Source organism: Rhizobium sp. RHZ01, from assembly GCF_014851595.1.
Classification (GTDB): domain Bacteria; phylum Pseudomonadota; class Alphaproteobacteria; order Rhizobiales; family Rhizobiaceae; genus Rhizobium; species Rhizobium altiplani.
The window spans coordinates 1-16,554 of record NZ_JACUZZ010000008.1 but is presented as its reverse complement, the minus strand read 5'-3'; the positions used below and the strand labels follow the sequence as shown (position 1 = coordinate 16,554).

14 protein-coding genes and 1 other RNA gene are annotated in these 16,554 nt (G+C 59.7%); 8 read left to right on the top strand and 7 right to left on the bottom strand.

Going from position 1 to position 16,554, the window contains the following annotated elements; genetic code table 11:
• The first annotated feature begins 77 nt into the window (after positions 1 to 77).
• From IB248_RS10700 to IB248_RS10690, 3 genes are all read left to right on the top strand, one after another.
• Positions 78 to 1,112 carry an aldo/keto reductase gene (locus tag IB248_RS10700; RefSeq protein ID WP_029792351.1) on the top strand — a complete coding sequence of 345 codons (1,035 nt, stop codon included), beginning with the start codon at positions 78 to 80 and terminating at the stop codon, positions 1,110 to 1,112.
• A gap of 105 nt (positions 1,113 to 1,217) precedes the next feature.
• Positions 1,218 to 2,630, top strand: coding sequence for an FAD-linked oxidase C-terminal domain-containing protein (locus tag IB248_RS10695; RefSeq protein WP_029792352.1), 1,413 nt, complete (start codon positions 1,218 to 1,220; stop codon positions 2,628 to 2,630).
• Between the two features lie 181 nt (positions 2,631 to 2,811).
• Complete coding sequence (locus tag IB248_RS10690) at positions 2,812 to 6,546, top strand: AsmA-like C-terminal region-containing protein (protein WP_029792353.1); 3,735 nt, start codon at positions 2,812 to 2,814, stop codon at positions 6,544 to 6,546.
• 56 nt (positions 6,547 to 6,602) lie between these two features.
• Here the strand turns inward: IB248_RS10690 and IB248_RS10685 are convergent, their stop codons facing one another.
• From IB248_RS10685 to IB248_RS10660, 7 genes are all read right to left on the bottom strand, one after another.
• Positions 6,603 to 6,821: a ribbon-helix-helix domain-containing protein gene (locus tag IB248_RS10685; RefSeq protein WP_018858370.1), complete on the bottom strand. Its 219-nt coding sequence runs from the start codon at positions 6,819 to 6,821 to the stop codon at positions 6,603 to 6,605.
• 97 nt (positions 6,822 to 6,918) lie between these two features.
• On the bottom strand, positions 6,919 to 7,113 hold the full coding sequence (locus tag IB248_RS10680) for a DUF4169 family protein (protein ID WP_025659412.1): 195 nt from the start codon (positions 7,111 to 7,113) through the stop codon (positions 6,919 to 6,921).
• A gap of 50 nt (positions 7,114 to 7,163) precedes the next feature.
• Positions 7,164 to 7,673 carry an SspB family protein gene (locus IB248_RS10675; RefSeq protein WP_029792357.1) on the bottom strand — a complete coding sequence of 170 codons (510 nt, stop codon included), beginning with the start codon at positions 7,671 to 7,673 and terminating at the stop codon, positions 7,164 to 7,166.
• Positions 7,674 to 7,800: 127 nt separating this feature from the next.
• Positions 7,801 to 8,169, bottom strand: a transfer-messenger RNA (tmRNA) gene (ssrA, locus tag IB248_RS10670).
• A 55-nt stretch (positions 8,170 to 8,224) separates the two neighbouring features.
• Complete coding sequence (locus IB248_RS31675; protein WP_245267977.1) at positions 8,225 to 8,647, bottom strand: hypothetical protein; 423 nt, start codon at positions 8,645 to 8,647, stop codon at positions 8,225 to 8,227.
• Positions 8,641 to 8,952, bottom strand: a complete 312-nt coding sequence (locus IB248_RS31670) for a hypothetical protein (RefSeq protein ID WP_246733638.1) — start codon at positions 8,950 to 8,952, stop codon at positions 8,641 to 8,643. Before IB248_RS31670 ends, IB248_RS31675 begins: the two co-directional genes overlap by 7 nt.
• A gap of 206 nt (positions 8,953 to 9,158) precedes the next feature.
• Positions 9,159 to 9,731 carry a methyltransferase domain-containing protein gene (locus IB248_RS10660; RefSeq protein WP_246779231.1) on the bottom strand — a complete coding sequence of 191 codons (573 nt, stop codon included), beginning with the start codon at positions 9,729 to 9,731 and terminating at the stop codon, positions 9,159 to 9,161.
• A 253-nt stretch (positions 9,732 to 9,984) separates the two neighbouring features.
• Here IB248_RS10660 and IB248_RS10655 point away from each other — a divergent pair, with 253 nt between their 5' ends.
• From IB248_RS10655 to IB248_RS10635, 5 genes are all read left to right on the top strand, one after another.
• Positions 9,985 to 10,779, top strand: a complete 795-nt coding sequence (locus tag IB248_RS10655; RefSeq protein WP_018858374.1) for a thymidylate synthase — start codon at positions 9,985 to 9,987, stop codon at positions 10,777 to 10,779.
• Between the two features lie 542 nt (positions 10,780 to 11,321).
• A complete protein-coding gene (locus tag IB248_RS10650; protein WP_018858375.1) occupies positions 11,322 to 12,371 on the top strand; it encodes a LacI family DNA-binding transcriptional regulator in 1,050 nt (349 codons plus the stop codon).
• An 88-nt stretch (positions 12,372 to 12,459) separates the two neighbouring features.
• Positions 12,460 to 14,073, top strand: coding sequence for an acyl CoA:acetate/3-ketoacid CoA transferase (locus IB248_RS10645; RefSeq protein WP_029792358.1), 1,614 nt, complete (start codon positions 12,460 to 12,462; stop codon positions 14,071 to 14,073).
• Entirely contained in the window at positions 14,066 to 14,845 is a 780-nt protein-coding gene (locus IB248_RS10640) for an enoyl-CoA hydratase/isomerase family protein (RefSeq protein ID WP_029792359.1), read from the top strand. The genes IB248_RS10645 and IB248_RS10640 overlap by 8 nt, the downstream gene beginning before the upstream one ends.
• Positions 14,839 to 16,365, top strand: a complete 1,527-nt coding sequence (locus tag IB248_RS10635; protein WP_192240796.1) for an aldehyde dehydrogenase family protein — start codon at positions 14,839 to 14,841, stop codon at positions 16,363 to 16,365. Before IB248_RS10640 ends, IB248_RS10635 begins: the two co-directional genes overlap by 7 nt.
• Positions 16,366 to 16,554: the final 189 nt, after the last annotated feature.

The window sequence follows — 16,554 nt, the reverse complement described above, 5'->3', positions numbered from 1 at the left end:
TAGTTTTCCTCCCGGCAATCTATATCACGATAGATTCAGTGTCTATCTCTTCTGAAGTCCACAACAGGAGACCGACCATGGAATACAGAAATCTCGGCGCATCGGGCCTCAGGGTGCCGGTTTTGAGCTTCGGTGCGGGAACATTCGGAGGCTCGGGTCCGCTCTTCGGTGCCTGGGGCAACACGGACGCCGCCGAAGCTCGACGCTTGATCGACATTTCGCTGGAAGCGGGCGTCAATCTCTTCGACACCGCAGATGTCTATTCGGGCGGCGCCTCCGAGGAAGTCCTTGGCCAGGCTATCGCCGGCCGGCGCGACGCCGTGCTGATCTCAACCAAGATCGCGCTACCGATGGGCGACGGACCGGGTGATTGGGGAACGTCGCGCTCGCGCCTGATACGTTCCACTGACGAGGCGTTGAAACGCCTAGGGACCGACTATATCGACCTGTTGCAGCTCCATGCATTCGATGCTTCGACGCCGATCGAAGAGGTACTCGCAACACTGGACGGGCTGATCGCGGCAGGGAAAATCCGCTATGTCGGCGTCTCCAATTTCGCGGGATGGCAGCTGATGAAGTCGCTCGGCATTGCTGGGCGGCATGGCTACCCGCGCTATGTTGCGCATCAGGTCTACTACTCCCTTGCCGGCCGCGATTACGAATGGGAACTGATGCCGCTCGCTGCCGACCAGGGCGTCGGTGCGTTGGTCTGGAGTCCGCTTGCCTGGGGCCGTCTCACCGGCAAGGTCCGCCGTGGCCAACCATTGCCAGAAGGCAGTCGGCTGCACCAGACGGCTGAATTCGGGCCGCCGGTCGATGATGAGAAGCTCTATGATATCGTAGATGCGCTGCTGGAGATTTCCGAGGAAACGGGCAAGACCGTCCCGCAGATCGCGCTCAATTGGCTGATCGGTCGCCCCACTGTTTCCAGCGTCATTATCGGCGCGCGCAACGAGGAGCAACTGCGGCAGAATCTCGGTGCCGTCGGCTGGTCATTGGCCAAGGAGCAGGTGGAAAAGCTCGACAAAGCGAGCAGTGTAACCGCGCCCTATCCCTACTTCCCATACCGCAGGCAGGAAGCGTTTGCGCGGCTAAACCCGCCGGTGGTCTAAGGGTGCTCGATCGGGGACGTTCCCCTTAATCATGCACTAGACAGGCGCCGTCTCTTGTCTCATACCAACCTGCCTCCGGGTGTGAAGGTGAAGGAGATCAAAGAGATGGCGCTCAAAGATGCAAAATCCGGAACACGGCACGAAACAGGCATCACCGCCGCTCTTGCTGTTCTGAAACAGAGCTTTGGTGAGTGCTTCCAGACCGGCGAGGCCTTCCGCGCACAGCACGCGCATACTACTACCTACATCCCGGCTCAGCTGCCAGACGGCGTGCTCTTTGCAGAGAGTGCCGACGATGTGAAGGCCGCAGTCAAGATTTGCGCCGAGCACAAGGTGCCGGTCATTGGCTTCGGCACCGGCTCGTCGCTGGAAGGGCAGGTCAATGCGCCGAATGGCGGTATATCGATCGATTTCAGTCGAATGAACCGGGTTCTTGAAGTCAATGCTGAGGATCTCGATTGTACCGTCGAGCCCGGGGTGACGCGGGAGGAGCTCAATACCTATCTCCGTGACACCGGTCTATTCTTCCCGATCGATCCTGGAGCAAACGCTTCGATCGGTGGCATGACTTCGACGCGGGCCTCCGGAACGAATGCCGTGCGCTACGGCACGATGAAGGACAATGTGCTTGCCGTGACCGCGGTTACCGCGAACGGAGAGGAAATTCGTACAGCACGACGCGCCCGCAAGTCGTCGGCCGGATACGATATGACCCGGCTGTTTGTCGGCGCGGAAGGCACGCTTGGCATACTAACGTCGGTGACGCTGAGGCTGCAGGGCATCCCGCAGAAGATCGGCGGTGGCGTCTGCGCCTTTCCGACTGTTCGGGCCGCCTGCGATGCCGTGATCATGACCATCCAGATGGGCATTCCCGTCGCCCGCATCGAACTTCTCGATGCGCTGCAAATTCGTGCCTGCAATGCCTATTCCAAGCTGAACTACGAGGAAACGCCGACGCTCTTCCTCGAGTTTCATGGCACGGATGAAACCGTTGCCCTGCAATCGGAACAGTTTGCCGAGATTGCCTCCGAATGTGGAGGCGGCGCGTTCTCATGGACAGTCAACGCCGAGGAGCGCAGCAGGCTCTGGAAGGCAAGGCACGATGCCTACTGGGCATCGCGCGCGCTGGCGCCGGAATTGGCCGCGCTCTCGACGGATGTCTGCGTGCCTATTTCCCGTCTTGCCGATTGTATCGGCGAGACGCAGATCGATATAGAGGAACATGGCCTGCTGGCGATGATCGTCGGGCATGCAGGCGATGGAAACTTCCATGTGCTCCTGTTGTTCGACGACAAGACCGAGGAGGGCATTGCTGCTGCCGAGGCCTTTGTCGGCAGGCTCAACGCTCGCGCTCTGGCGATGGACGGCACCTGCACTGGCGAGCACGGCATCGGCCAGGGCAAGATGGCATTCCTGGAAGAGGAGCTCGGCGGCACGGTTGAACTGATGCGGCAGGTCAAGAAGGCGCTCGATCCGGATGATATCTTCAATCCTGGCAAGATATTCCACCGCACCTGAAGTAGGATTCCGTCGAGCCTGTGGGCCGGCAGGGTTGACGCTACGGAAGATTGACTGGCGATGAGGCGAATTCATCTCCAAATCAATTAAATAGGGCATGATGTTGCCCGAAAGCTGCTTCACAGCTTTCGGGATCATGCTCTAGTGTCCGCGATGGATTCCCGAATGGAGAATAGTTGAGTTGGTAGGCCGGTTCCTCGTCTTTTTGGGCGGAGTGATTGTGGTGGCGCTGTTCGTAGCGCTGCTGGCACCGCTGTTTATCGATTGGACCGATTTCCGAAAGAATTTCGAGGATCAGGCGAGCCGGATTATCGGCAAAAAGGTCGTCGTGCACGGAGCGGTGGACGCGCGCCTTCTGCCGTTCCCTTCGGTGACGCTGCATGATGTACGCGTTGGACAGGAGGTCGACGGGTCGCCGATCGTGCAGATCGAGCAGTTCTCCATGGATGCTGAACTCGCGCCTTTCCTTTCCGGCGAGGCGTTGATCTTCGACATGCGCGTGGTCAATCCGCGGGTGAAGCTGCGCCTCTTGAAGGATGGCACGCTCGATTGGACCCGTGGCAGCCAACCCGAAATTCCGGCCAAGACGGTTGTTCTCGAAAACGTCCACGTTACTGGCGGCGATATTCAGTTCATTGACGATCAGTCAGGGCGGTCGCGCCGCATCACAGGACTGAACGCCGAAATGTCGGCTAAGTCGCTTGCCGGTCCGTGGAGGATCGAAGGCGATGCGGCGCTGGATGGCGCACATGGGAGTTTCATGATCGCCAGCAATCAGCCTGATGAGAACGGGATCCTGCGGATGCGCACGCGACTGCAGCCCGACAAGCAACCGGTGATCGTCGATCTCGATGGCGAGTTGAAACTTGTCGACCGCAGGCCGAACTATCAGGGAGCGATATCTGCATCGATCGAGAGCCGGAACGCCAAGGCGGCCGACAAGACCGATGTTCCTCCGCGACTGAAAGGCAAGTTCGAGCTTACGAACGAGAGCATTCGTATACCGGAATACCGTCTCGAGATCGGAGCCACCGATGATCCCTATGTGGTCACGGGCGAGGCGGCCCTGGACACCGGAAGCCAGCCGCAATTCCTGCTGATTGCGAACGGCCAGCAGATCGACGTCAATCGCATCGGCAATCAGGGTGCGAATGGCAAGACGACGCGCGATCCCGGCCTATCGGCGCGGCAGCGCCTGAACGCGCTGATTCAGATCGTTTCGCAAGTGCCTGTACCGCAGGTGCCGGGTAAGGCAACCGTTCGGTTGCCGGCGATCGTCGCCGGCGACACGACAATCCGCGATATCCAGCTCGATGTGCAACCCGCTGGCAAGGGCTGGATCATCGACAACGTGGTCGGCACGCTTCCGGGACGCACACAGGTGGAAGGCCAGGGCAAGCTCAATTTGCAGGGGCAAGCATCGTTCGTTGGGCAGATCACGGTGGCCTCCAATCAGCCCACGGGCCTTGCGGCATGGCTTTCCGGCTCAGTCGATCCGGCGATCCGGCAACTGCGGCAGGCGGGCTTTTCCGCTGATGTCAGCCTCACGCATGACCGGCAGACGTTCAACAACCTGGAAATCGCCGTTGGACAGGCCACGTTGAAGGGTCGGATGGACCGACAGGCGTTGGCCAACCAGGTACCGACGCTTGATGTCGCGCTTGCCGGCGACGCACTCGATCTGGATGCACTGCGTGCGCTGACAGGGCTGTTCACCGGCCAGGATGGCGGCGACAACGTACTCGATCACAAGATCACTGCACGGCTCAAGGCCGACAAGTTTACAGCCTTCGGCGTCGAAGCGGGCGATGTCGAGGCGAGCTTTGCAATTGCCGATGGGGCTCTCGCGGTCGACAAGCTTTCTATCAAGAACCTGGCGGGTGCCGAAGTGACTGCGACCGGTCGCGCCGAGGGATCGCTGCTCGATTACAAGGGCTCTGGGGAAATCACCTTCAAATCGGCGGATCCGGGCTCATTCTTCACAATGCTCAAGCAGCATCTGCCGCAGCATCCGGTCGTGGATAGGCTTGTGCGCAATGCCGCATGGTACACGAATACCGCACTGCGCGGAGCTTTGACTCTCGGAGGCGACGAGGGCGACGGCCTGACCCTGACATTGGCGGGGGTGACCAACGGCAGTCGTGTCAACCTCGACTACCGCATGTCGGATCTTCTGGCGCTGACGGGCAAGGGCACAACGAGCCTTGAGGCGACGCTTGAGAACAGCGTCACCTCGATCCTGTTTGGGCAGGCGGGTCTTGATCCGTTGCCGGTCGAGGCCGATGCCAATGGCCGCCTGACCCTGAAGGTGCAGGCAGAAGGAACGGATCCTGCCGACGCCCAGCTGACATTTGCCACCGACCGCACATCGTTTACGGCTGGCGGCAAGGTGGACGTTCGCCCGCAGGCCTTCATGAACGGACAGCTTGCAGTATCCCTGGAGAGTGCCGATCTTGATCCGTATCTTGTCATGAACGGCATCGCTGTGCCGCAAATGGGTACGGGCCTGCCGTTCAAGCTGACAACGAACGCGACCATCGATGGCGACAAGATTTCCTTTGCGGATATCGCAGGACATGCCGCCGACAACGAGTTCAGCGGCGCCCTGACCGTCGACCGTAAAGCGGAAAAGACCACGGCGACGGGCGAATTGGCGCTATCCAAGGCCGATGCCACCTGGCTAGGGGAAGCTGTTTACGGACCTATGACGGATGCGGCGACCGGCGACCTGTCGGCCGGCGCGCTGGGCTTGCCGATCTTCAAGGATTTGGACGTCAACCTCAAGCTCTCCGCCAAGCAATTCTGGCCTGGCTGGTCCGGCGCGATTTCGGATTTCACGTCAAACGTGGCCTACAGGGGCGACGAATTGCAGCTGAACGACATCAAGGGCGGTTGGGATGGCGGCAGCGTCAACGGCAGCCTGCTGTTTACCAATGCTGACGGTACGGGCTTCTTCCAGACGCAACTGGTGCTGGCAGATGCGGATTTGGCCGGTGTCGTGTGGCCCCGCGATGGCGCGCCGGTCGCCAACGGCAAGTTCGGGCTTGGGCTCTCCATGGAGGCTTCCGGCAAGTCCATGAAGGATATCGCTGGTTCTTTGAACGGCTCCGGCGAGCTTCGGCTTGGCGATATCAGCGTACGTGGTCTCAATCTCGGCATGCTGGCGCCATTACTGGCCGCCACCGATCCGATGCAGGATCAGCTGAATGCCGGCAAGGTTCATCCGATCGTCGAGACCTTGCTCAACAACGGCGAAGCGAAGCTGCCGCCGACTGCGATTCCGTTCAACGTGACGGATGGGGTTCTGCGCTTTCAGAACGTCAGCGTGACGACCGACCAGGCAAAGCTCGTCGGCAACGGCCAGATCGACCTGCCACAGGAGCGCATCAATGCGTCGCTCAACATTGCACTGAATCCGGGTGGCGAGGTGCTTCCCGGTGCGGAGCCTGCGGTACGACTCGACTTTTCAGGACTGCTCGCGTCGCCTGGGCGAACCATTGATGTCACGGACATCACCGGCTTCCTGTCGTTGCGCGCCTACGAGCGCGAACGCCGGCGCGTCGAGCGCCTGCAGTCCAACGTACTGGAGAAGCAGCGACTGCGCCGTGAAGTTGCTCTCTACAAGTTCAACGATATCGAGCGCCAGAAGGCCGCAGCCTTCGAGGCGCAACGGCAGGCGGAAGAGCAGCGCCTGAGAGCTTTGGCCGCGCAGGCCGAGCGCGATAGGCAGGCAGCGGAAGCGAAAGCAAAGGCTGACGCTGAAGCCGAAGCGCGCGCCAAGGCAAAGGCGGCGGAGGGCGCAAAAGCGGCCGCAGAGGCGGCGCGACGGGCACAGGAGCAGCTTACCGTGCCCCCGGAGAACTCACTCAATTTCGAAACGGTGCCGGGGTTGCCGGGCGTGCAGGTGCCGCAGTAGTGTGTTTGCGATCGCGGTATGTGGGCATCCTCACGCGCGGTAGCCTTCGAGGCGAACTAGCCCGCGCTCTCGGATTTCAGCCAATGAAGGACATAGACGCGCAGCGCTGACGAGAGGTTGCTCTCCGGCTGTCGCTGATCGTCTATGTCGGAAATCAAGGCTGCGAGTGGGATGGCGCGCGCTTTGGCGATTATGTTCAACTCGGTCCAGAACTCGTCTTCCAACGAGAAGCTGGTGCGGTGTCCGTGTAGAGTAGCCGAGTGCTTGCGGATCATCGCAAGGCTTCAGAATTCGGTTCGAGCCGCTGACACGTTGATTCCAGAAAGCCTGCCAACTGATTGATCCCGGAATCTTTTGCGTTTCTCGGGGCGCTCATTTGTCGTCTTCAGATTTCTCTATCCGGCCTTGCTGGTGAGAGCGTTCGGCCTTCTCATTGAGCGCCTTCGTCAGCTGCTTCTCGGCCTTGGTGCGGCCAAAGGAGATACGGTTTTGCTCCGCCTGCTTCGCCTTGTCGGCGCGGGCCTGTTTCTTTTTGAACTGGCGGAGATTGACGACTTCGGCGGTCACGGTTGGCCTCGATCGGAATTGAAAAAGGGAAGCAGTTGCTTCCCTTGGTTTTACTGCTTCTTTCGGAAGGCGTCGAGCGAGACGACCGAGCCGGGTTTCTTTTCCTCGCCATCGGTTTTGGCGGCGGGCGTTTCCTCGGACTTCTCGGACGCAACCGGATAGGCGGTGATTTCAGCGGCGGGAAGCTCTTCGCTGTCAGCGAGAGGCACGTCGAATTCCAGCTCGAAGTTCACGGACGGGTCATAGAAGCCGCGGATGGCGTTGAACGGAATGAAGAGCTTTTCCGGAACATCCGAGAAGGAAAGGCCGATCTCGAAAGTGGTCTCCGTGATCTTCAGTTCCCAGAACTGGTGCTGGATGACGATAGTCATCTGTTCCGGATACTTCGCCTTCAGGTGCTGCGAGATGCGAACACCAGGGGCGCCGGTCAGAAAGGTAATAAAGAAATGATGCTCGCCCGGCAGGCGGCCCGTCGCGGCAACTTCAGACAAGACCTTGCGGATGACGCCGCGCAGTGCGTCCTGTGCCAGAATGTCGTAACGGATGTGATCCTGCCCCATGCTTTCCTGTCTTTCTTTTGGTTCGGACTCGTTTCCCAAGGCTGTATGGCATGCCAAGACGCCCTGGAAAAGGCCTGAGCCGAGTCATGCTTGACCAAACCATACATGATTTGCGCGCAAGGGAGAAGGTGAAGGCTTCTGTTGCCAGGTGCCTTCGGACCCCGCCTAGAGGTGCGAACCACTAGGGCTTTATTTGAAGTGTCACACCGCGATTAAGCAGCGAGACGAGCTTCCGCATAGTTGTCGTTTGCAACTACAATTTTAGCCCGATAACGGCGGTACAATGCCGAGCAAAAAGACGATCTTTACACCCTTGTCGATCCTGTTTCGCCCCCATCAAAAGCCGGCCATCTTGTTGCAAGCCGCCGGTTTTTGGTGGAGGCGCCGGGTACCGCCCCCGGGTCCAATAGGTTTATTACACCGCTCATTTATCGCCATAGCCGGCCCGAGGACCGGCATGGCTGATATAGTGTTTTCCGCCTCGGTTGGGAAGAGGTGTTGTCACAAAACCGTTTCGTAGTGAGCGGGACTGCAGGAATTTCGCCCGTGCTCTAGCAGACGGCCGTTGCCTCATTGAAAACACCGCGCTTCTTGAGCAGACTCACCATACCGGTCGCAGCGCCCACGACGGCCATGAAGAAGACAAGAAGAGATAGATAGGGGAGAGACAGCGCATTGGCTGCGCTGGCGACCCGGTAGATCTCGATCAGGAGAACGGCCAGAAGCGCGGCGGAAACAGTCGAATAGTCCTTCGCGATGACGCGTTTCGCATTGAACACCATCCCTTGCGTTGCCGGCGCAAAATTGCCAAGGCGAAGCATCCAGCGCGGAACGTCGGCGTCGCCAAACTTGTTTTCGAGAAATGCTTCCTCGGCGTAGACGATGCATTGGTAGATGAGCATGAAGAGCGCTATGCCGACAACTACGACCATTGGATTTCCATGCAGCAAGAAGACCGCTGCATAGATCAGCATGTTTCCGACATAGAGCGGGTTGCGGCAGACCCGAACATCCCCTCGGTCACAAGATCGCTGGCGTAGACGCGCTTCTTCAGGCCGCCTCGCTGAATATAGGCATAGCCGATCACGGTTGCGCGCAAAGCCAGGCCGGCAAGCAGGATCAGAAGTGCAACTACGTCTTTAACACGCTCCGCCGTAACGCTTCCCCCGATTTCCGAGGGGGGTAGCGTCATCAGAAACAAGGTGACAATTATGAGCGGGAACACCTGATTGCGATATTTGAAGAAGAAGTTCCCGATATGGATCATGGCTGTTTTCATTTCTGCGCCCAGACTCACTTGACGGCCACGATGCCGCAGAAATTGTACCAGCGGAAAAAGGCCTCGATACTGCGGAAGCCGACCTCTTTCAGAAGCTGCATGTTCTCTTCCAGACGATAGGGGATGAGCACATTTTCAAGCGCTTCGCGCTTCTAGGCGATCTCGATTTCGGAGTAGCCGTTTCGTCGCTTGAAGTCGTAATAGTGCTAGATGAACAGCCGGTTGAAGGCCGTATCCTCGCTGGTCAATTTCTCAACGAGGAGCAGGCAGCCCTGATCGTTCAGGCCGGAGAAGATCATCTTCATTACGCGCTCGCGAAACAGCGGGCGAATGAATTGCAGCGTCAGCAGCATGGTGACGACGCTGGCGTTCTCCATGTGAAGACCCTGGTGGAGATCGACGACTTTCAAGTCGATCGGGCGCCGCGCGTCTGCATGCTCGATTTTCTGTGCCGCCTTTTCCAGCATGTCAGGGGCATTGTCGATGCCGATGAAAGTGACGTTCGGATCGATCATTCGGTCGAGCGTAAGCAATGTCGTCGCCGTCGAGCAGCCGATATCGTAGAGATTGGTGTTCGGTACGGCGAAGTCCTGCGCCAACTCACAGACCATCCGCTGCATTTCTTCGTAATACGGCACGGATCGGCTGACCATGTCGTCAAAGACATCTGCGACCTTCGCATTGAAGGTGAAGTCGCCAATCGGCTGATCCTCTTTGGCGAATTCTTCGTCCCGCCGCTCTGTTCGCAGCTGCAATCGTATCGGGCTCTCTGCCATCATTTCCCCCCCCCAAAAAAAGCGGTTGGTCCCAAAGGAGAGCGGCGTGAATTGCCGCCAATATACTGACAGTGCTGAACCCCGTGGAGCGCCCCCGCGCTGAGCATAGGGCGACACGCAAACCTGACGGTAGCCTGAAAGCGCCTCCGACCGTCTGGCAGGTATCGCGGAGAATTGCCGGGATAATAGCCGCACTATGATTGGTTTCGACGGGTAAAACGCCTAAATAGGTACGGAACGGAATCGGCGGCGGACGATGAAGCAGTATCTCGATCTCTTGAAGCATGTCATGGAACACGGAACCGATCGTGGCGATCGAACGGGCACCGGCACACGCTCGGTGTTCGGCTATCAAATGCGGTTCGATCTTCAGGAGGGCTTTCCGGTCCTGACGACCAAGAAGCTGCATCTGCGTTCGATCATCCACGAGCTTCTCTGGTTTCTTCGCGGCGACACCAATATCGGCTACCTCAAGGACAATGGCGTCTCGATCTGGGACGAATGGGCTGATGAAAACGGCGACCTTGGGCCGGTCTACGGCGCACAGTGGCGTTCCTGGCCTGCTCCCGATGGCGGCCATATCGACCAGATCTCCAATCTCGTTTCGGGCATCGTCAAGAACCCGAATTCACGCCGGCATATCGTTTCGGCATGGAACCCTGCCGAGGTGGATGACATGGCGTTGCCACCTTGCCATTGCCTGTTCCAGTTCTATGTCGCCGACGGGAAGCTGTCCTGTCAGCTCTATCAGCGTTCGGCCGACATCTTCCTTGGCGTACCCTTCAACATTGCCTCGTATGCCCTGCTGACGATGATGGTGGCGCAGGTAACGGGCCTGAAGCTCGGCGATTTCGTGCACACGCTCGGCGATGCGCATCTGTATCACAACCACTTCGAGCAGGCGAAGCTGCAGCTGACGCGCACGCCAAAGCCATTGCCGTTCATGCGGATCAACCCCGACGTGAAGGACATCTTCGGCTTCAAGTTCGATGATTTCGAGCTGGTCGGCTACGAAGCCGACGCCAGCATCAAGGCGCCGATCGCGGTTTGATCGGGGAGTTCTGACGCGGCGAGTTCCGGTTGGCGCAGCGCTGTCTATCACGGCTTCCACGAGCTCAGGCCTACCAGCGGCCGATCTCACCATGGATTTTTGACGCATGCCATAGGTGGCTTCACCGCTGGCGACTGACTGCTGGCCAGTCGGCGCTTGGGAGCGGCGGGCCAAGTGGTCGCGCAGCGTAAAGGGACTCAGCGCGGAGATCCAAAAGACCGTCTGGGCCGGTTTCCCAGCCTACCGACACTACATGTCCGTGACTTTTGCTCAGCAGCGGGGAGCGTTGATGCGCGACCTCCGGTTGGTTTAACTTAGATCGTTCCAAAATATTCTAGATCGACACCGACCCAATTTCTTGCGAATAAGCAAGCGCTGTAGATGATATTGATGTATTTTCCGTGGCTTAGATATTCCGAAGCGCAGAGGCGTAATTCCTGTATGGCGATTGCTTTTCCGGCAAGAAATGCGGAATTGCCACTTGACAAAATTGGAACGTTCCAATTATTTGGGCGCCGTGGCTAAGGCCATTGGAGGATCTCATGACAAAAGGGCGGGTCACCGTCATCGATATTGCGAAGGCGGCGGGCGTCTCCAAGTCGACCGTTTCGCTTGTCTTGCAAGGATCGTCCCTGGTGAACGACGGCACGAGAGCGAAGGTCAATGCGGTGATGCGCGAGCTTGGCTACGTGTACAATCGCGGAGCCGCCAATCTGCGCCAATCCGGTTCGAAGTCGAAAATTATCGGCGTGGTCGTCAACGATCTGACCAACGGGTTCTTCGCGGAACTCGCCGTTGGTGTGGACATGGTCGTCCAGTCCGCGGGATTCGTCCAGTTCCTGTCCAATACCAGCGAGAACCTGGACCGACAGCGGGAAGTTATCGCCTCCATGCGCGAGCATGGGATTTCAGGGCTGATCATGTCGCCCGCCCGTGCGACCGAAGCCGCTGACCTGAAGCCGCTGGTCGCCGCTGGCATTCCCGTCGTCGTTGCTGTCCGCAACGTTCCGGGAGCTAAGGTCTCGTCCGTCGTTTCGGACAATCGCGAGGGAATATCTGCTGGCGTGCAGCATCTCGCTTCGCTTGGCCACCGCCGGATCGCATTCATCGGCGGCTTTAGTGATACGGCGGTCTTCGACGAGCGCATCGACGGCTATCGCGGCGCAATAGCGGCTTGCGGCCTTGAGCTTGACGAAGATCTTATCCTGCCTTCCGCCCCCTCGAGAGCTGGTGGTGTCGATGCGATCGGCCGAGCGCTGGCAATCGCTGCCGCTCCCACTGCCGCTGTGTGTTTCAACGACGCAGTCGCGTTCGGTGTGTGCGACGGGCTTCGCGCCCAGCGCCTCGAGCCTGGACGTGACTTTGCAGTGGTCGGCTTCGATGACGTCATCGAGGCAAAGGCCGCCGTTCCGGCGCTGACGACGATCTCGGTGGATCCGCAGGGAATGGGCAGGCGCGCAGCGCAACTGCTTCTGAAGCAGATCAGCGCGGGTAGGGCGGAAGCGGAGTCGATCGTCTCCTCTGTACGGCTCGTGGTCCGGGAGACCTGTGGAGCAAATCTGGCAGGCGGTTCCAACAGGAGGCAGGCATGAGTTGGTCGCTGGCGACGGGTCCCGCCGTTGTCGAGGCGGCGAAAAGCGGCTCGGCCGTGAAAATCGAAAAAGGGCTTTGAGTAATCAGATGAGCAAGCACATTACCCCGACGGAAGCCGCAGCACTGATCCCCGACGGAGCGGTTGTCTCCGTATCGTCGTCGAGCGGCCTCGGTTGCCCCGACCTGATGCTGAAGGCGATCGGCGAGCGCTTCGATAGCACCGGTCATCCGCGCGATATCACGACGCTGCATCCCATCGCGGCGGGCGACATGAGCGGTATCAGGGGTGTGGACTATATCGCCAAGAAGGGCCTGCTCAAATGTATCATCGGCGGCTCCTATCCGTCGGGACCATCCAGCGCGGAGCCGCCGCTGATCTGGCAAATGATCACGAACAACGAAATTCCGGCCTACAACATTCCCTCGGGCATCATGTTCGATATTCACCGGGAGGCTGCCGCCAAACGCCCGGGTGTCCTGACAAAGGTGGGCATCGACACGTTCGTGGATTCAAAGAGGCAGGGTTGCGCGATGAACGACCTCGCTGCCCAGGACCCGGTGGTCAAGCGCGTCTCGTTCGAAGGCGACGACTACCTGTTCTTCCCGTCGATCGTGCCGCAGGTCGTCATCATCCGCGCGACGACCGCGGACGAGCGCGGCAACCTGACTTATGAACACGAGGGTGCCTATCTCGGCGGTCTCGACCAGGCGCTTGCTGCCCGCAACAATGGCGGCATCGTCATCGCTCAGGTCAAGCGGATCACCAAGGAAGGTTCGCTGAAGCCGCATGACGTGCGCGTCCCCGGTATGCTCGTCGATTACGTGATCGTCGATCCGGACCAGAAGCAGACCACTCAGACGCTCTACGATCCGGCTATCTCAGGCGAGATCTTTCGCCCGTTGGAGAGCTTCCGCGTTCCGGAATTCAACATCCAGAAGGTCATCGCGCGCCGCGTTGCCCAAGAGTTGCAGGCAGGCAGCTGCGTCAATCTGGGCTTCGGCATTTCCGCCAACGTGCCGCGCATCCTCCTTGAGGAAGGGCTGCACGGCTCCGTCACCTGGGTCATCGAACAGGGTGCCGTCGGCGGTGTCCCGTTGCTGGACTTCGCGTTCGGCTGTGCATCCAACGCCGACGCCTATATGCCCTCGCCATACCAGTTCACCTATTTCCAGGGCGCCGGCTTCGACGCCTCGTTGCTCTCCTTCCTCGAGATCGGCCGTGATGGCTCGGTGAACGTTTCGAAGTTGTCGTTCCGTCCCCACGTCACCGCGGGTGCCGGCGGCTTCGTCGATATCACGGCGCGTGCGAAGAAGATCGTCTTCTCGGGGATGTTCAATGCCGGCGCAAAGCTCGCGATCGTCGACGGCAAGCTCGTGATCGAGAAGGAAGGCAAGTTGAAGAAGCTCGTCAACGAGGTCGAGCATGTCACCTTCTCCGGCAAGCGGGCGATCGAGCAGGGCCAGGACATCACTTATGTCACCGAACGATGCGTGATGAAGCTGACGCCTGAAGGCATTGTTCTCACGGAGATTGCGCCGGGTGTCGACCTGCAGGCCCATATCCTCGATCAGTCCGAGTTCTCGCTCATCATAGCAGAGGACCTCAAGGTCATGGATGCGAAACTCTTTGGTGAAGCAAACATCGGCCTGACTCTACCGAAGAAGAGCGCCCGCGTCCTGGAGGGCACGTTCAATGGCTAGCGGCACGGTCAAGATCCACGTCGAAGATCACATCGCGATCATGACGGTATCGCGTCCGGAAAAGCTGAATGCGCTTGATCTCGACATGCTCAAGGCGCTGGCAGATGCCGCCGATGACGTCGAGGCTAACGGCGACGTTCGTGTGGCGATCCTGACAGGCGAAGGCAAGGGCTTCTCAGCGGGCGGCGACATCAAGGCCTGGGGTGGCATGCGGCCACAGGAGTTTGGTCATGCCTGGGTACGCCACGGACATCGCATCTTCGAAAGACTTGCGACCCTCAGAATGCCTCTGATCGCGGCCTTGAACGGCCATGCGCTCGGCGGTGGGCTGGAGCTTGCCGGCGTCGCCGACATTCGCATTGCCGAAGAGAACATCAAGATCGGACTTCCGGAAACAGGCCTCGGCATGGTTCCCGGCTGGTCGGGCACGCAGCGTCTTGTGAAGCGCTTCGGCGCGCAGGTGGTCAGGCGCATGGCGCTGGGCGGTGAGATCTTCACCGCCGAGGAAGCCCGCGCGCTTAGCATCGTCGATGTGGTGACATCGACCGGTAATGCCGTGGAAGCGGCCAAGGAATATGCGGCCCGCATCGCGATGAGGGGGCCGGCTGCTCTTGAAGTGGTCAAGCTGATGATTGCCTCCGCGAACGGCGAGGACAATGGCACGGCCGTCGAGGCGCTGGGCTCGATCCTCGTTGCGAAGACCGGCGACCTCAATGAGGGGGTGGCTTCGTTCACCGAAAAACGCCCTGCACACTTTAAAGGAGAATGGTAATGACGGTTCTGGTTACTCCCAAGGCGCTTAGCGATCACAAGGCCCGCGACTTCAAGATGCTGGTCGATGGCAAGTGGGAGGCCGGCTCCGGCCAGCCGATCGAGCGCGTGGCGCCAAGCCATGGCGTCGTCGTGAGCCGCTTTCCGGCGGGAAGCAAAGCCGATGCCGAGCGCGCCATCAAAGCCGCCCGCAAGGCGTTTGACACGGGTCCCTGGCCCAGAATGACGGCATCCGAACGTTCCGCCATCTTGCTCAAGGCTGCCGACCTGATCTCAGCCCGTGCGGACGAACTCGCCTACCTGGACGCGATCGAGGCCGGCAAGCCGATCTCCCAGGTGCGCGGCGAAATCGCCGGTTCGGTCGACATTTGGCGATACGCAGCGGCGCTCGCCCGCGATCTTCATGGCGAAAGTTACAACACGCTTGGAGACGGCACGCTGGGCGTTGTCCTGCGTGAGGCGATCGGCGTCGTATCGATCATCACTCCCTGGAACTTCCCCTTCCTGATCGTCGGCCAGAAGCTTCCCTTTGCGTTGGCGGCGGGCTGCACCACGGTCGTCAAGCCATCCGAACTGACCTCGGGCTCGACGCTGGTTCTTGGCGAAATCCTTCAGGAAGCAGGCGTGCCCGATAGCGTCGTCAACATTGTCACCGGCACGGGACCAGAGGTCGGCGCGATCATGACGTCCCATCCTGAGGTCGACATGGTGTCGTTCACCGGCTCAACCGGCGTCGGCAAGCTCACCATGACGAATGCCGCGCAGACGCTGAAGAAGGTCTCGCTGGAACTGGGCGGCAAGAACCCGCAGATTGTATTCCCGGATGCGGATCTCGATGCGTTCATCGACGCGGCCGTCTTCGGCGCCTATTTCAATGCCGGCGAGTGCTGCAATGCGGGCTCGCGCCTTATCCTGCACAAGAGCATCGCTTCCGATGTGGTCAAGCGCGTCGCCGAACTCGCCAAGGACGTCAAGGTTGGCGATCCGCTCGATCCGACAACGCAAGTGGGCGCGATCATCACGCCGCAGCATCTGGAAAAGATTGCCGGTTACGTGGCCGGTGCGACGAGCAGCGGTGCGCAGGTGGCGCATGGCGGCGAAAAGCTCGACTTGGGCATGGGGCAATACATGGCGCCGACGATCCTCGAAGCTGTCACGCCAGGCATGGCGGTTGCGCGCGAGGAAGTCTTCGGACCGGTGCTGTCCGTCCTCACGTTCGAAACCACCAGTGAGGCGATCGCGATCGCCAACTCCATAGACTACGGCCTTTCCGCTGGCGTCTGGAGCCGTGACTTCGACACCTGCCTGACGATCGGTCGGAAGGTCAGGGCAGGGACGGTCTGGATGAACACCTTCATGGACGGCGCCTCCGAGCTGCCGTTCGGAGGATACAAGCAATCCGGCCTCGGCCGCGAACTCGGCCGCCATGCGGTGGAGGATTACACCGAGACCAAGACGCTCAACATGCATATCGGCGCCCGGACAAACTGGTGGATGCCGAAGAGGGAAACGCTGGGATAACCGGCAACGAGACTACGCCCGAGGAGGGCGGGTAATCGGTGCGGGAATGGTCCCGCACCTTCGAACTTGCAAACCGGGAGGAAACGATGCGCAAGTTTTTGCTGACGACAGCGTTGGTGACGATGAGTGTTGCGGGCTTGGGTGCTGCCAAGGCTGCGGATGTGAAGGAAGTGCAGATGCTGCACTGGT

Coding starts and splice junctions, on each gene's coding strand:
- IB248_RS10635 (WP_192240796.1), top strand. CDS start 14,839: ATGGTAATGACGGTTCTGGTTACTCCCAAGGCGCTTAGCGATCACAAG.
- IB248_RS10650 (WP_018858375.1), top strand. CDS start 11,322: ATGACAAAAGGGCGGGTCACCGTCATCGATATTGCGAAGGCGGCGGGC.
- IB248_RS10695 (WP_029792352.1), top strand. CDS start 1,218: ATGGCGCTCAAAGATGCAAAATCCGGAACACGGCACGAAACAGGCATC.
- IB248_RS10640 (WP_029792359.1), top strand. CDS start 14,066: ATGGCTAGCGGCACGGTCAAGATCCACGTCGAAGATCACATCGCGATC.
- IB248_RS10655 (WP_018858374.1), top strand. CDS start 9,985: ATGAAGCAGTATCTCGATCTCTTGAAGCATGTCATGGAACACGGAACC.
- IB248_RS31670 (WP_246733638.1), bottom strand. CDS start 8,952: ATGAAAACAGCCATGATCCATATCGGGAACTTCTTCTTCAAATATCGC.
- IB248_RS31675 (WP_245267977.1), bottom strand. CDS start 8,647: ATGCTGATCTATGCAGCGGTCTTCTTGCTGCATGGAAATCCAATGGTC.
- IB248_RS10645 (WP_029792358.1), top strand. CDS start 12,460: ATGAGCAAGCACATTACCCCGACGGAAGCCGCAGCACTGATCCCCGAC.
- IB248_RS10685 (WP_018858370.1), bottom strand. CDS start 6,821: ATGATCCGCAAGCACTCGGCTACTCTACACGGACACCGCACCAGCTTC.
- IB248_RS10675 (WP_029792357.1), bottom strand. CDS start 7,673: ATGGGGCAGGATCACATCCGTTACGACATTCTGGCACAGGACGCACTG.
- IB248_RS10660 (WP_246779231.1), bottom strand. CDS start 9,731: ATGATGGCAGAGAGCCCGATACGATTGCAGCTGCGAACAGAGCGGCGG.
- IB248_RS10700 (WP_029792351.1), top strand. CDS start 78: ATGGAATACAGAAATCTCGGCGCATCGGGCCTCAGGGTGCCGGTTTTG.